Here is a 13,752-nt window from a genome sequence, read left to right on the forward strand (position 1 = left end):
CGCCCGCATTTCTCAAAATTTTCATTTTAATTGCATATCCATACTCAAATAGGCTAATATGTTATCAGTAGTGGGTTACAGGTTCACTACTTAGTGGTATTGGTAAATATAACTATTCTATATAACAACATACAGAGACAGACTACACATAAATATAAAAGAGGGCTTAGTTAAATATACGTTTAGGATGATGGGAAATGAAACGAGCTAGGGTAATATACAATCCAACATCTGGCCGCGAGCTGTTTAAAAAGCATCTGCCAGAAGTGTTGGTTCGATTAGAAAAAGCCGGCTATGAAGCATCCTGCCATGCCACAACCGGACATGGAGATGCGACAGAAGCAGCCAGGCTGGCAGTTGAACGCAGGTATGAGCTTGTGGTGGCAGCCGGTGGAGATGGAACAATAAATGAAGTAGTCAACGGTATGGCAGAACAGGACTATCGTCCACAGCTTGGAATTATTCCAGTGGGAACGACCAATGACTTCGCCAGAGCCCTTGACCTGCCGCGTGATGATATATTAGCATGTGTCGACGTCATCGCAGAAGGCGTTCCGATGCCAGTGGATATTGGAAAAGCAAATGAACAGTACTTCATGAACATTGCCGGTGGCGGAAAAATGACCGAGCTATCATATGAAGTGCCAATCAAAATGAAGACAATGCTTGGCCAGCTTGCCTACTACCTAAAAGGAATCGAGATGCTTCCATCTATTCGCCCGACGAACGTAACAATCGAATACGACGGAAAGATCTTTGAAGGCGAAATCATGTTGTTCTTAGTTTCCTTATCGAATTCAGTAGGCGGTTTCGAAAAGCTTGCGCCAGACTCCTGCATGAATGACGGCATGTTTGATATGATCATTCTTAAAAAAGCAAACATCGCAGACTTCATCCGTATAGCTTCCATGGCATTGCGCGGAGACCATGTGAAAGATGATTTAGTCATCTACACAAAGGCGAACAGGGTTAAAGTGAACACGCAAGAGAAAATGCAACTAAATCTGGACGGCGAGTACGGTGGACTGCTTCCAGGTGAGTTCGTCAACCTTTACCGTCATCTAGATGTCCTTGTTACCGAAAAGCGTAAGAAAATCGAAATGGCTAAATGCGAATAGTAATAAGCAGCGGAGGAGAAAGCCGCTGCTTATTTTTTTTGAAAATAATGCGGGGTCACTTCTCCATAGGAATCTCGCATCATTTTAATTTTATTGCAACATACGCAAGGAAAAATATGTTAATGTTGAATAAAATGGGAATGCCAGGAGGGGTTAGTAGTGGTTAGGAAAAAAAGAATGAAGTCTAATGGAATGTTTAAGAAGGTTAGCTTAAAAAGTCTAGCCGTTTTGTGTGTTCTCACCATCCTGTTAGCAGGTTGTAATATGTTCGCACAAACAGATCCGGACCCTGAATTCACCATTTCCTCCACTTCTGTCGGCATGGGTGGAAATGAGTTGGAAACCGTGCAATATGTGCGCTACTCCATGATTCTTACATACAACGACAGCCTGAATATAGCGGAAGATACGGTGGAGCCCTTGCTTGCAGGCTGGTTAGAGGAGCGGATGCTTGACCATGAAATTGAATTGGCAGAGGAAATAGGGAATGGTCAATTTAAGTTAGAAGGGAAAGTGACGTTTGATCCAAACGGCTTATCAAAGGTGGATATTACGAAACTTGAAGAACAAGAAGAAACCGTACAAGGTGTTCTTTTTGAAACGACCGCGGGGGATTCCTATCAAGCGGCAATCATTGATTCGGAAACCAAGCTTACAAAGATTGGGGAATGAAGTAGCTTACTAGGACCAACTTCCTAAAAATAAAAAAATCTAAAAAAACAGTCAATAACATTGTTGACAATTCATATAAGTATGGTAGGATTAATTTTATCAAAAACAACAAATGAATCGACGCTTATCTAGAGCGGCTGAGGGACTGGCCCGTTGAAGCCCGGCAACCTGCGAACAGCAAGGTGCCAATTCCAGCAAAATGGATACCCATTTTGGAAGATAAGGTGCAGTATACATACGATGCGCCTTTTCCATAATGGGAGAGGCGTTTTTATTGGCTCTTTTCTCAAAGGTTGTTGTGATTCACTGTAAAAAGACGGCAATTAGACTTTTTACTTCTTAATTACTCTAGAAATAGCAAGAAGTAAGCTTTATATGACAGAGAAAAGAGCACGACAGTAAGTAATATTATCGCTAAAATAACTATGCGAAACAGCAACAAGGTTTACGAAAACAGCTTTTTATTTGGTGAAATGGAGGCGAGCCAACTGGCAAAATCAGAATGGGAAGACGTTGTGACCCACTTGGAAAGAATGCTGCAGTCTATCAAATTTGGATCTATCACCCTAGTCGTACAGGATGGAAAAGTCATTCAAATAGAAAAAAACGAGAAGGTTCGCCTTCAGAAAAAATAAATACTCGCTGACCAGACAAACTGGAGGCGGTCACTTTACATGATGCTTGGCTTGGAACAACCAGCCAGCACCTGTAAAGGGACTGCCTTTTTTCGTTGGAAAAGAAAGGAGCCGTTACACCATGACGCAGAAAATAACGTACGAAAACTGGGAGGAGATCTCGTCCACCTTTGTGGTCGATGATGACTCAAAAGGGGCCAAAGCTGTTTTAAAATGGGCGTTTGGAACTTATGAATCCGATGAAATCATTTATGCCTCAAGCTTTGGGGCCGAGGCGGTGGTATTAATCGACCTGATCCAAGAAGTAAAGCCCGATGCGCAAATTGTTTTTTTAGATACCGACTTGCATTTTCCAGAAACCTACAAGGTCATTGAACAGATAGAAAGTAGATACCCAACTTTACAGATTGAAAAGAGGAAACCTGCGCTCACCTTGGATGAGCAAGCTGCAGCGCATGGCACGGCTCTTTGGAAAAGAAATCCCGGACAGTGCTGTCAAATCCGCAAGGTCGAGCCATTAAGAGAAGCATTCTTGCCAAGAATGGCCTGGATCTCCGGCCTGAGAAGGGAGCAGTCACCAACGCGTGCAGGCACGAATTTCCTCAACCAAGATGACAAATTTCAAAACATCAAGATTTGTCCGCTCATCCACTGGACATGGGAAGATGTTTGGAATCATATTCGAAGCCGGGGACTTCCGTATAACGAGCTCCACGATCATGGCTATCCAAGCATCGGCTGTTTTCCCTGTACCCAGGCAGTCGGTGTGGAAGGTGATTCCCGTGCTGGCCGTTGGGCGGGGAGCGGGAAGACGGAGTGCGGCCTGCATACAAATTAAGGCTGGTTGTGAAGTGGAGGAGGAAAAAACATGTTAGTTATCATAGCTGTCATCGTTGGTCTATTTTTCGCCATGAATATCGGGGCGAGCGGTGCGGCAGCATCCATGGGAATTGCCTATGGTGCAGGAGTTGTTAAAAGGAATGTGGCCTTGGTACTATGCGGGATTGCGGTGTTCTTTGGGGCGTGGCTCGGCGGTGGTGAAGTCGTTAAGACGATGGGAAGCGGCATTGTCCCACAGAGTACCTTTACGGTGGCCATTGCCCTGATCGTGATTGCATCTGCGGCCCTGTCTTTATTTTTAGCCAATGTATTTGGCATCCCGCTTTCCACCAGTGAAGTAATAGTCGGTGCAGTGGTCGGTGCCGGAATTGTCTATCAATCAGTGTTTGTCGGAAAGCTCGCCTGGATTGTTTCGTTCTGGCTGTTGACTCCGGTTCTGGCGTTTCTGCTCGCAATCGGTGCTACATGGGTGCTGAAAAATAGCGTGATCGATCGCTGGGTGAAATCTTCTAGGGCCGTTCCGATTTTGTCCGTGCTAGTCGTGGTGATGGGAGTGTTCGAAGCATTCTCAGCTGGTATGAACAATGTCGCAAATGCAGTGGGACCGCTTGTTGGAGCGGGTATCATGAGCACCAGCCAGGGAATTCTCTGGGGAGGTTTGTTTGTGGCTTTAGGCGCACTGCTGCTCGGCCATCGCGTCATGGAAACGAACGGCAAGAAGATTACGAAGCTTCGGCTGGAGGAAGGATGCGTCATTTCCGGGACAGGTGCCGGGATTGTCACCGTCGCCTCGGTGTTTGGGATTCCGGTGCCACTGACTCAGATCACGACGTCATCGATTATCGGGATCGGCTTTGTAAAGCAAGGACGGTCTGTTTTGAAAAAAGACATTGTCGTGCAGCTTCTGGTGGTGTGGGTCGTTTCGCCGGTGTTATCAATGGTTCTTTCCTACACGCTGATACAGCTGTTGATTGAGCAGAATGTGTATCCTGTGATTGCGATGATCGGGGTGCTGGTGTCAGTGTTCGGGGTGAAGTTTTTGATGCAGCGAACGGGCGGATCTGGAAGTGGTTCCGGGGCGGCGGTGGTGTCAGCTGGGAGCGAGGAGTGACGGAGTGGGGATTTCGGTTTCTGTGCGGGTTGTGACGGCCGGGCAAATGAATGGCTCTCAGAACAAATAGCAAATGTACGAAGTTTCGCTGAAAGTGACCGAAGATTTCGTTAAATTTTCCGAACCAATTTTTAAATGACCGAACAGCAACCCAAATGGCAGTGATTATGTCCGAACATATCCTAAAGTTGTCCGAACGATTTCAAATCACTAAAAAACTACAAAAAAGCGAGGTAAACAAATAATGACCTTACCAAAACCACATGGCGGCACGCTTGTGCAGGCCTACCAACCAAACCATGACACAACCAACATAACAAAAGAAATCCAAATCGATGCCATCGCCTTAAGCGATCTGGAGCTCATCGGAGTCGGGCTCTTCAGTCCGCTCACAGGATTCCTCACAAAATCGGACTACGAATCTGTCGTGGAAAACCTGCGACTAGAAAGCGGCACCATCTGGTCGGTCCCGGTCACACTGCCGGTCACCAAAGAAGTCGCCAACACCTTACAACAAGGAGAAACCTACAAGCTGACCCACCAACAAGCCACATACGGAATCATCACGGTCACCGAGTGGTATGAGCCTGACCTACAAAAAGAAGCCCGCGAAGTCTATAAAACGGAAGAGCTCGCACACCCCGGGGTCAAACGACTTTTCGAAAGGGGCGACATTTACGTCGCGGGGGAAGTAATCCTGACGCAAAAACCAAACAAAGGTGTAGCCCAAGATGTTTGGCTAGAACCTAAAGAAACCCGTGAACTTTTCCAGCAAAAAGGCTGGAAAACAGTCGTCGGCTTTCAAACGAGAAATCCTGTCCACCGTGCACACGAATACATTCAAAAAGCGGCCCTTGAAACGGTAGATGGACTTTTCCTCAATCCACTCGTGGGCGAGACAAAATCAGATGACATTCCGGCGGATGTCCGCCTTAGAAGCTATCGCGTACTCTTAGAAAACTACTATCCAACAGACCGTGTCGAGCTTGCAGTTTACCCAGCTGCGATGCGCTATGCCGGACCGAGGGAAGCAATCTTCCACGCCATTGCGAGAAAAAATTTCGGCTGCACCCATTTCATTGTCGGGCGGGATCACGCGGGGGTCGGCGACTATTACGGCACCTATGATGCGCAGCATATTTTCCATCAGTTCACTGAAGAAGAGCTTGGCATCAAACCATTATTTTTCGAGCATAGCTTTTACTGCAATAAATGCGAGGGCATGGCTTCTGATAAAACGTGCCCACATCCACCAACAGACAGAGTGATATTGTCAGGAACGAAGGTGAGGGAGCTGCTGAGAGCAGGAGAGCTGCCACCGTCCACCTTCAGTCGAAAAGAGGTTATCGAAGTCTTGATTGACGGACTAAAACAACAGAAAACAGCGGCCGTATAAGGGAGGAAATTAAAAATGAGTGCAAAAGCAACCAACATCACTTGGCACGAACAGACGATCACAAAAGAGGAGCGCCGGGCACAGAACGGGCATGGCAGCTGCGTCCTTTGGTTCACCGGTCTTTCTGGATCCGGAAAATCGACTATCGCAAACGCCGTTTCCACGGAATTATACCGCCAAAGCATTAATGAGTATGTTCTCGACGGTGACAATGTGCGCCATGGACTCAATAAGGACCTAGGATTTTCAGATGCGGACCGCAATGAAAACATACGTCGCATCGGGGAAGTGGCAAAGCTTTTCGTGGACAGCGGCAAGATTGTGACGACCGCGTTCATCTCGCCATTCCAAGCAGACAGGGATCAGGTGAGAAAGCTGTTTGAAGCGGGGGAGTTCATCGAAGTGTTCGTGGATTGCCCGCTAGAAGAATGTGAAAAGAGAGATCCGAAACAACTGTATGAGAAGGCGAGACGCGGGGAAATCAAGGACTTTACAGGCATTGATTCCCCCTACGAGAAGCCGCCACAAGCTGAAATAAATATAGAATCCGGCACACAGACCGTGGAGGAAGCTGTCAGCACGATACTCCAGTACTTAAGAAATCAAAAAATTATCTAGAAAGGGGTTGCACTTATGGCATATGTAAAACACTGGGCCGACAACGAAAAAATCAATAAAACGGAAAAAGCAAAACTGGAGAAGGATGGTCTCCGAATACTCGATGACATCCCTCATTATGCGAAAAATGGATTCGATTCGATCCCTAAGGAGCAATGGGACTTGTTCAAGTGGGCAGGGCTTTATCTGCAACGACCCAAAGAGGACGGCTACTTCATGATGAGGGTCAATGTTCCATCCGGCATCCTCACCAAGCCTCAGGTCGAAACACTGGCAGGCATCGCGCGCGACTACGGCCGTGGCGTGTTTGACATCACCACACGTCAGGCGATTCAGTTTCACTGGTTGGAAATCGAGCAGATCCCAGACATCTTCAATCGTCTTGAAGCAGTGGGACTATCCAGTGCAGGGGCGTGCGGGGATATCACCCGTACCATAGTCGGCAACCCGATTGCGGGTCTTGATCCTGACGAACTTTTTGACACAACGGCGATTGTAAAAGAGGTCTATGATTTCTTTCAAAAGAATGAGGACTTCTCCAACCTGCCGCGAAAATACAAGATGTCCATCAGTGCCAATACGAAAAATGCGTCCAACGCCGAAATCAACTGTGTTTCTTTTACACCGGCGACAAAAACGATAGATGGTGTTACAAAAAGTGGCTTCCACCTGAAAGTCGGCGGCGGACTTTCCTCCAGACCGTTTCTGGCAGAGACCATCGATGTGTTTGTGGAACCGGAGAGAACGCTTGAAGTCGCCATTGCCGTCACGACGATTTTCCGAGATTTCGGGTATCGTGAAAAGCGCCATCTTGCCCGCTTGAAATTTTTAATTGCTGATTGGGGGCCGGAAAAGTTCAAGGAGAAGCTGCTAGAGTACACGGGTCCGCTACCTTCCAAAGGCGATGAGCCAAAAGAAGAATGGAACGCGGGTTACTTTTACGGCATCCATGACCAAAAGCAAGAGGGCTTGAAGTTCCTCGGCTTCAATGTACCCGTCGGGCGACTGGATTCCGAAGAAGTTTTTGAGCTTGCGAGAATATCAGGAAAGTACGGAAACGGGGAGATCAGAACCTGTAACTCTCAGAATCTCATTATTCCGAACATCCTGGCGGAAAACGTGGAGACGCTGTTAAAAGCGCCGATTTTCGAACGCATTTCCATCAATCCGAACTCCTTTCTCGGGCATGCGGTTTCGTGCACCGGTATCGAGTATTGCAACCTGGCCTTAGTAGAAACGAAGGAGCGCATGCGCCTTATTGCAGAGGAACTTGATCAGCGCATCAGCTTGGACGTTCCAATCCGCACGCATATGGTCGGCTGCCCGAACTCATGCGGTCAGCGTCAGATTGCCGATATCGGCCTGCAGGGGATGAAGATGCGAAATGAGCAAAAAGAGATGATCGAAGCCTATGAGATTTATGTCGGCGGTACTCTGAACAAGGGCGGCAAGTTCAATGAAAAGCTGAAGGGGAAAGTGGCGGCAGAGGAATTGACGGATGTCCTTGAAGAGCTACTAATCTACTTCCGTGACCAGAAAACAAAAGGAGAATCCTTCTTTGATTTTGTCGGACGTGTGGGGGTATCCACTTTGCAAGGCGTACTAGATACTATTTTAGGAAAAGAAACCGATGGCATATCTGTATAGATTCGACGTAACGATAGAGGCCAAGGAAATTGTATCCGTCATCTTTGCAGAGAATGATGAAGCGGCTTTTGAACACCTGGATGTGGAGCTCGAGAAATTTTATTTGAAAGAGCCCGAAGTAAAAGAAGTTATTTTACGAGAGAAAAAACGTCTTGGAAAGAAGAGTGGCTATATTTTAGATCCAGAGGAGAAAGGGTGGTAGCGTATGACCGGAAAAGTATATTTGGTGGGAACGGGTCCTGGGGATCCCGATTTGATTACAGTGAAGGGGTTGCGCCTACTTGAGCAGGCGGATGTCATTCTTTATGATCGCCTGGTGAACCCGGAACTACTAAACTATGCAAAAAAAGAGGCGCAGCTTGTCTACTGCGGAAAGCTGCCTCATTACCATACGATGAAGCAGGAAACGATCAATCATTTTCTTGTGAAATATGCGAAAAAAGGGTTGCAGGTCGTGCGCTTAAAGGGTGGTGATCCCTTTGTGTTCGGCCGTGGTGGCGAGGAGGCAGAGGAATGCTTCAAGCAGGATGTCCCTTTTGAAGTCATACCGGGAATTACCGCTGGGATCGGAGCGGCTGCTTACGCAGGCATTCCTGTTACCCACAGGACCTTGAGCAAAAGTTTCGCATTCGTTACTGGACACCAGGCAGGCGACAAGGAAGCCGAGCATCAATGGGCAAACCTTGCGCATGCGGTGGATACAATCTGTGTTTACATGGGTGTGTCCCAGCTGCCAAATATACTTAAACGTCTGCAGGAGAATGGGAAGTCTTCTAAAACACCAATTGCCCTTGTACACTGGGGAACTTTACATGAACAGCGGACAGTCGTCGGCACGCTTGCCAACATCGAGCGAAAAGTGAAGGATGCCAACATCTCCAATCCAAGCATGATTGTAATTGGGGAAGTGGTGAAGCTCCATGAAAAACTGAACTGGTTTGAAGAAGAGGTCGTGCCTCATCTGCCGGTTGTGCACGGTTAGAAGGGAGGGGCTAATGTGACTAGAGCCATTTTATATGTGGGACATGGAACGAGGTCGAGAAAAGGCGCGGAGGAAGCGAAAGAATTCTTGGGGCGGGTGATTGCCAGAGTGGATGCACCAATTCAGGAAATCAGCTTTCTGGAACTGACCGAGCCATTTATCCCGGAAGGATTCGAACGCTGTGTGGCAAAGGGAGCGACCGAAATCACCGTCGTTCCCATCTTTCTTTTAACAGCAGGGCATATAAAAGAGGACATACCGGAAGCGCTAGCGGGGTTGCGCTTGAAATATCCGAATGTAAGAGTGGATGTTGCCTCTGCATTTGGGGTGCAGGAGCGGATCGTGGATGCGATCAGTGAATTAGTGAGAGCGACTGTTGGGCAGGTGGATGCGGAGGATTCTGTTTTACTGGTTGGCAGGGGGAGTAGTGATTCCGCCATTCATGAGGCTTTTTCACAGATAAGGACGGGGGTTGGTGAGCGGCTTGGGGTGTCACGAGTGGATGTCTGTTATTTGGCGGTCACCACACCATTATTCGCTGAAGGCATAGAATCGATTAGTTCTGACGCAGCTGGCCGGGTGCTGGTGGTGCCGTATCTATTGTTCGCTGGCTTGTTGTTAAGTGAAGTAGAGCGGGAAGTCCGGAAAAGGAAGCTTAGGGGACAGGATATCCTGTTGATTGAACCGTTGAGCCGCCACGAGGTAATTCAGGATATTGTCGTGGAGCGGGCTACTGTTTCAGGAAAGGAGGAGACGAGCGTTGCAACCGTTAATCATTGATTTGAAGGGAAAGAAGGTAGTCATAGCCGGTGGCGGGAGGATTGCAGCACGGAAAGCAAAGGTCCTGGATGCGGAGCGGGCGAATATCACGTTTATCGCACCGGAATTTTCAGAGGAAGTGCGGGAGTTGTCTGTATTAAGGGGTTACCGGCTGGTGGAGCGGGGAGCGGAGGCGGAAGATTTTGCGGAAGCTTTTCTGGCAATCTTGGCGACGAACAACAGAGAGGTGAACGCCTCTTTGGTTCGCGGATTGCGGGAGTCACAGCTCGTTTGTGTCGTAGACGAGTCGGGTGAAGGTAACGTCACCTTCCCGGCCACCGTGAGGCGCGGAAATCTGCAGATCGCCGTCACTTCCAACGGATCGAGTCCGAAATTGACACGTAAGTTGAAAAGAGAGCTTGAGGAACAGTTCGATTTTTCCTGGATTTCTTATACGGAATTTCTGGCAGAATATCGGGAGGTGGTAAAGCGGCTGCCGTTGTCTTTTGAAGAAAAAGGGGAGCTGCTTTGGGGGATCTTGGAGGATAAGTACCGGTTGGATGAAAAGGCTAGGGGGGAGAAACTGGGGGAGTTGTTGCGTTTGAAGCAAAGGTTGATATCATAGAATTTGTGTGAAAAGCGGTCGTACTTGTCGGATTGTACGGGCGCTTTTTCTGTGTGAAAGAAGTTTAAGATTCAAAAATTGACGTATACTAGTAAAATAATAGATTGACAAATTTTCCAACAAACCTATATAATCTTCTCAATATCAAACGTCGAAGAGGACCAGTAAAATGATTTTGTCTATCCAAGAGAGGGTGCCGAGTGGTGAGAGGCAGCCATAGATGAGCATTTGAACCTGCCTCAGAGTTCTGCATCAGAAACGGTGCAGCGGTTCAAAACCGTTACCATGAAAGAGAGTGAAGCTTTGCTTTGAATGAGGGTGGTACCGCCAGAAATGGTCCCTTATTTTTAGCGGGGCTTTTTTTATTTTGATGGCTGAAAGGTGGGTTTGGCACGAACTCGGGGTGTTTTGGCACGAACTGGACTTCTGTCAAGAAAATGGACACTTATATGCCTTGAATTGGCGTACTTTTTTCCTTCCGCGCTCCGTGTTCCACTACGCTTGCACGCCTCTACATAAACAAACAATAAAGTTCACATTGTTTCTTTATGCAGAGGTTTTACGACCCAAATTGGCATCCTTTTGTTGTGCCATTTCATACGCCATTTCGTACTCATTTGGTGTGGCGTATTCTAGGGTTGAATGGATTCTTTTTCTGTTGTAAAACTCCACATAAAATTGCACAGCTGCCATAGCCTCTGCTTTTGTGGTGAAACGAAATTTATTCAAGTATTCTTTTTTCATGGAGGCAAAGAATGATTCCGCACAAGCATTGTCGTATGGAGTGGCTTTCCTACTCATACTGATCTTTGCTTTGGCATCTTCTAGGACGTCGATGTAATCTTTGGAACAGTACTGCGACCCTCTATCTGAATGGTGGATCCAACCTTTTTTCGGTTCCCTTAATTTTATTGCCTCCTTTAACGCTCGAAGAGGTAAACTACGATCCATTCGGTCGCACATTGAATAACTAATAACTTTTCGTCCAAATAAGTCTAGAATTGGATTGAAATAGATGAAACCTTCCATGGTAGAAATATACGTGATATCAGTGACCCAAACCATATTTGGGGCCTCTGGGTTAAACGCTTGTTTCAAGTTGTTTTTAAACGTTCGGTTAGAGTGATCAGAATCTGTAGTGGCAATGAAACTCTTAGGCGGAGTGGCATACAGTCCTAGTACCTTCATTCGCTTGGCTACTGTACTAGCTGATACATTAAAATCGTCATAGTCTACTAACTTTTGATGTATTCTCACACTTCCATACGTCTCTAGATTGTCATAAAAATGAAAACGGATACGGTCATCAAGTTGCCTTCTCCACTGTTCTCGTTCCGTTTCTTCTCGTTCTAACCGTTTCACATACAAATAGTATCCAGATGTAGTCACACCAAGGGCTCTGCACATCATCACTACAGTGTGTTCATCCCGATGGGAATGAATAAACGCAAACCTTACTTCTTTTCTTGCGTGAAGATGTGCATGGCCTTTTTTAAGATCGTTAACTCTTCTTCTAATTCAAGTTTACTTTTTCTTTCTGCTTCAAACATTTCTCTGTATTCTGTAGCTGTTAGTAGTTGATTTTGAGCATTTTTTTCTTCTGCTTTCTTCTGATCCCGGTACTTCTTTAACCATTTTTGTAGGGTATCATAAGGAATATCTAGGTTTTGGCTCACATCGACTATTTTATGTCCGTCTAATTCAATTTGTTTCACTACAAATTCCTTGAATTCTGGGGAGTAGGATTTGTATTTTGCCATGATTAACACGTCCTTTTTATTGTTGATTATGATTAAATCATGACGCCAATAGGTGTGTCCACTTTTTATACTACATCCAGAACTCGAGCCATTTCAGCACGAACTCAGGTCATTTCGGCACGAACTTTTCAAAAAAGGAGCAAACTCACATGTCTAACAAAAATTTTGTAGAAAAAATCACTAATATGGACGAAGACTTCGCCCAATGGTACACAGATGTCGTCACCAAAGCAGAACTTGTCGACTACTCTAGCGTCCGCGGCAGCATGATCATCCGCCCGTACGGCTACGCACTATGGGAAAACATTAAAGACGCGCTCGACAAACGGATCAAAGAAACCGGTCACGAAAATGTCTATATGCCTCTTTTCATACCGGAAAGTCTTCTGCAAAAAGAAAAGGATCACATCGAAGGCTTCGCACCGGAAGTAGCGTGGGTTACACACGGTGGAGACGAAAAGCTACAAGAACGCTTAGTGGTCCGCCCAACTTCTGAAGTGCTTTTCGGCGAGCATTACAAAAACATCATCCATTCCTACCGCGACCTGCCAAAGCTTTACAACCAGTGGGCAAATGTGGTGCGATGGGAAAAAACAACTAGACCGTTTCTGAGAACGCTTGAATTCCTTTGGCAAGAAGGACACACCTGTCATGAGACAGACGAACAGGCACACGAAGAAACCGTGAAAATGCTCAATGTTTACGCGGAAATCTGTGAGAACATCCTGGCCATTCCTGTCATCAAAGGGCAGAAAACGGAAAAAGAAAAATTCGCCGGAGCGAAATACACCTACACGATCGAAAGCTTGATGCATGACGGCAAAGCATTGCAGTCAGCCACATCTCATCATCTTGGGGACGGTTTTGCCAAAGCGTTCGGCATTCAATTTTTAAACCGTGAAGGCAAGCAGGAATATGTGCAGCAAACTTCTTGGGGCTTTACCACCCGTATCATTGGAGCCATGATCATGGTCCACGGTGATGACCGAGGTTTAGTTGTTCCTCCAAGGGTTGCGCCAACGCAGGTGATGATTGTCCCAATTGCTCAACACAAAGAAGGCGTCCTTGATTTTGCTTATGATTTAAAAGAAAAACTGGCTAAAACCATTCGCGTGGGAATTGACGCCAGCGACAAAAAGCCGGGCTGGAAATTTAACGAGTACGAAATGAAGGGAATTCCACTAAGACTCGAAGCGGGGCCACGAGATATTGAACAACAACAAGTTGTCCTTGTCCGCCGTGACACCGGGGAGAAATTGATTACACCTATGGAAGGACTGGAAGCGAAGATTCAGCAAATCCTTGAAGATATCCAGAAAAACCTTTTAGAAAAAGCACGTTCCCACCGCGAAACCAAAACGAATGTGGCCATGACTTTCGACGCCTTTAAAGAGCAAATCGAAGAAAAAGGCGGCTTCATCAAAGCCATGTGGTGCGGCGATCAAGCGTGTGAGGACAAAATAAAAGAAGAAACAAGCGCGACGTCCCGTTGTATGCCATTTGAACAAGAACAGGTAGCCAAAACTTGTGTGTGTTGCGGAAAAGAAGCGAAACATATGGTATATTGGGCTAAAGCATACTAGACCGAG

General features: G+C 46.6%; 15 protein-coding genes, 1 riboswitch and 1 other annotated feature. Of the genes, 13 read left to right on the forward strand and 2 right to left on the reverse strand.

Annotation, left to right across the window (positions count from 1 at the left end; genetic code table 11):
• Window positions 1–197 precede the first annotated feature (197 nt).
• The 12 genes from B4U37_RS02440 to B4U37_RS02495 all read left to right on the forward strand — a co-directional run bounded on the left by B4U37_RS02440 (window position 198) and on the right by B4U37_RS02495 (window position 10,403).
• Window positions 198–1,118: a diacylglycerol kinase gene (locus B4U37_RS02440; protein ID WP_088016907.1), complete on the forward strand. Its 921-nt coding sequence runs from the start codon at window positions 198–200 to the stop codon at window positions 1,116–1,118.
• A 159-nt stretch (window positions 1,119–1,277) separates the two neighbouring features.
• On the forward strand, window positions 1,278–1,790 hold the full coding sequence (locus B4U37_RS02445) for a hypothetical protein (protein ID WP_088016908.1): 513 nt from the start codon (window positions 1,278–1,280) through the stop codon (window positions 1,788–1,790).
• 121 nt (window positions 1,791–1,911) lie between these two features.
• Window positions 1,912–2,016, forward strand: a riboswitch (SAM riboswitch).
• A 307-nt stretch (window positions 2,017–2,323) separates the two neighbouring features.
• On the forward strand, window positions 2,324–2,425 hold the full coding sequence (locus tag B4U37_RS22670) for a YezD family protein (RefSeq protein ID WP_237665134.1): 102 nt from the start codon (window positions 2,324–2,326) through the stop codon (window positions 2,423–2,425).
• Between the two features lie 121 nt (window positions 2,426–2,546).
• Entirely contained in the window at window positions 2,547–3,263 is a 717-nt protein-coding gene (locus B4U37_RS02455) for a phosphoadenylyl-sulfate reductase (protein WP_088020101.1), read from the forward strand.
• A gap of 30 nt (window positions 3,264–3,293) precedes the next feature.
• Window positions 3,294–4,376 carry a sulfate permease gene (locus tag B4U37_RS02460; RefSeq protein ID WP_088016909.1) on the forward strand — a complete coding sequence of 361 codons (1,083 nt, stop codon included), beginning with the start codon at window positions 3,294–3,296 and terminating at the stop codon, window positions 4,374–4,376.
• 244 nt (window positions 4,377–4,620) lie between these two features.
• Window positions 4,621–5,772, forward strand: coding sequence for a sulfate adenylyltransferase (gene sat, locus B4U37_RS02465; RefSeq protein WP_088016910.1), 1,152 nt, complete (start codon window positions 4,621–4,623; stop codon window positions 5,770–5,772).
• A 15-nt stretch (window positions 5,773–5,787) separates the two neighbouring features.
• Complete coding sequence (cysC, locus tag B4U37_RS02470) at window positions 5,788–6,390, forward strand: adenylyl-sulfate kinase (protein ID WP_088016911.1); 603 nt, start codon at window positions 5,788–5,790, stop codon at window positions 6,388–6,390.
• A 15-nt stretch (window positions 6,391–6,405) separates the two neighbouring features.
• A complete protein-coding gene (locus B4U37_RS02475) occupies window positions 6,406–8,037 on the forward strand; it encodes a nitrite/sulfite reductase (RefSeq protein ID WP_088016912.1) in 1,632 nt (543 codons plus the stop codon).
• Entirely contained in the window at window positions 8,021–8,239 is a 219-nt protein-coding gene (locus B4U37_RS02480) for a DUF3906 family protein (RefSeq protein WP_010191873.1), read from the forward strand. The genes B4U37_RS02475 and B4U37_RS02480 overlap by 17 nt, the downstream gene beginning before the upstream one ends.
• A 3-nt stretch (window positions 8,240–8,242) precedes the next feature.
• Window positions 8,243–9,019, forward strand: a complete 777-nt coding sequence (cobA, locus tag B4U37_RS02485) for a uroporphyrinogen-III C-methyltransferase (protein ID WP_088016913.1) — start codon at window positions 8,243–8,245, stop codon at window positions 9,017–9,019.
• A 15-nt stretch (window positions 9,020–9,034) separates the two neighbouring features.
• Window positions 9,035–9,799: a sirohydrochlorin chelatase gene (locus B4U37_RS02490; protein WP_088016914.1), complete on the forward strand. Its 765-nt coding sequence runs from the start codon at window positions 9,035–9,037 to the stop codon at window positions 9,797–9,799.
• A 1-nt stretch (window position 9,800) separates the two neighbouring features.
• Window positions 9,801–10,403 (forward strand): precorrin-2 dehydrogenase/sirohydrochlorin ferrochelatase family protein, encoded by a 603-nt coding sequence (locus tag B4U37_RS02495; RefSeq protein ID WP_245840039.1) that lies wholly within the window; start codon window positions 9,801–9,803, stop codon window positions 10,401–10,403.
• Between the two features lie 142 nt (window positions 10,404–10,545).
• Window positions 10,546–10,748 (forward strand) — a binding site (T-box leader).
• Between the two features lie 201 nt (window positions 10,749–10,949).
• Here B4U37_RS02495 and B4U37_RS02500 read toward each other — a convergent pair.
• Both B4U37_RS02500 and B4U37_RS02505 read right to left on the reverse strand, forming a co-directional pair.
• The gene (locus tag B4U37_RS02500; RefSeq protein WP_157663874.1) at window positions 10,950–11,921 is read right to left on the reverse strand and encodes an IS3 family transposase; all 972 of its coding nucleotides are present in this window, start codon (window positions 11,919–11,921) and stop codon (window positions 10,950–10,952) included.
• Complete coding sequence (locus B4U37_RS02505) at window positions 11,858–12,163, reverse strand: transposase (protein ID WP_088016917.1); 306 nt, start codon at window positions 12,161–12,163, stop codon at window positions 11,858–11,860. The genes B4U37_RS02500 and B4U37_RS02505 overlap by 64 nt, the downstream gene beginning before the upstream one ends.
• 149 nt (window positions 12,164–12,312) lie before the next feature.
• On the opposite strand from B4U37_RS02505, the gene proS reads away from it, so the two are divergent.
• Window positions 12,313–13,746 (forward strand): proline--tRNA ligase, encoded by a 1,434-nt coding sequence (proS, locus tag B4U37_RS02510; RefSeq protein ID WP_088016918.1) that lies wholly within the window; start codon window positions 12,313–12,315, stop codon window positions 13,744–13,746.
• The last annotated feature ends 6 nt before the right edge of the window (window positions 13,747–13,752 follow it).

Origin of the sequence: Sutcliffiella horikoshii, assembly GCF_002157855.1 — a bacterium.
Taxonomy (GTDB): Bacteria; Bacillota; Bacilli; order Bacillales; family Bacillaceae_I; genus Sutcliffiella_A; species Sutcliffiella_A horikoshii_C.

Coding starts and splice junctions, on each gene's coding strand:
- B4U37_RS02480 (WP_010191873.1), top strand. CDS start 8,021: ATGGCATATCTGTATAGATTCGACGTAACGATAGAGGCCAAGGAAATT.
- B4U37_RS02455 (WP_088020101.1), top strand. CDS start 2,547: ATGACGCAGAAAATAACGTACGAAAACTGGGAGGAGATCTCGTCCACC.
- B4U37_RS22670 (WP_237665134.1), top strand. CDS start 2,324: ATGCTGCAGTCTATCAAATTTGGATCTATCACCCTAGTCGTACAGGAT.
- proS (WP_088016918.1), top strand. CDS start 12,313: ATGTCTAACAAAAATTTTGTAGAAAAAATCACTAATATGGACGAAGAC.
- sat (WP_088016910.1), top strand. CDS start 4,621: ATGACCTTACCAAAACCACATGGCGGCACGCTTGTGCAGGCCTACCAA.
- B4U37_RS02460 (WP_088016909.1), top strand. CDS start 3,294: ATGTTAGTTATCATAGCTGTCATCGTTGGTCTATTTTTCGCCATGAAT.
- B4U37_RS02440 (WP_088016907.1), top strand. CDS start 198: ATGAAACGAGCTAGGGTAATATACAATCCAACATCTGGCCGCGAGCTG.
- B4U37_RS02475 (WP_088016912.1), top strand. CDS start 6,406: ATGGCATATGTAAAACACTGGGCCGACAACGAAAAAATCAATAAAACG.
- cysC (WP_088016911.1), top strand. CDS start 5,788: ATGAGTGCAAAAGCAACCAACATCACTTGGCACGAACAGACGATCACA.
- cobA (WP_088016913.1), top strand. CDS start 8,243: ATGACCGGAAAAGTATATTTGGTGGGAACGGGTCCTGGGGATCCCGAT.
- B4U37_RS02505 (WP_088016917.1), bottom strand. CDS start 12,163: ATGGCAAAATACAAATCCTACTCCCCAGAATTCAAGGAATTTGTAGTG.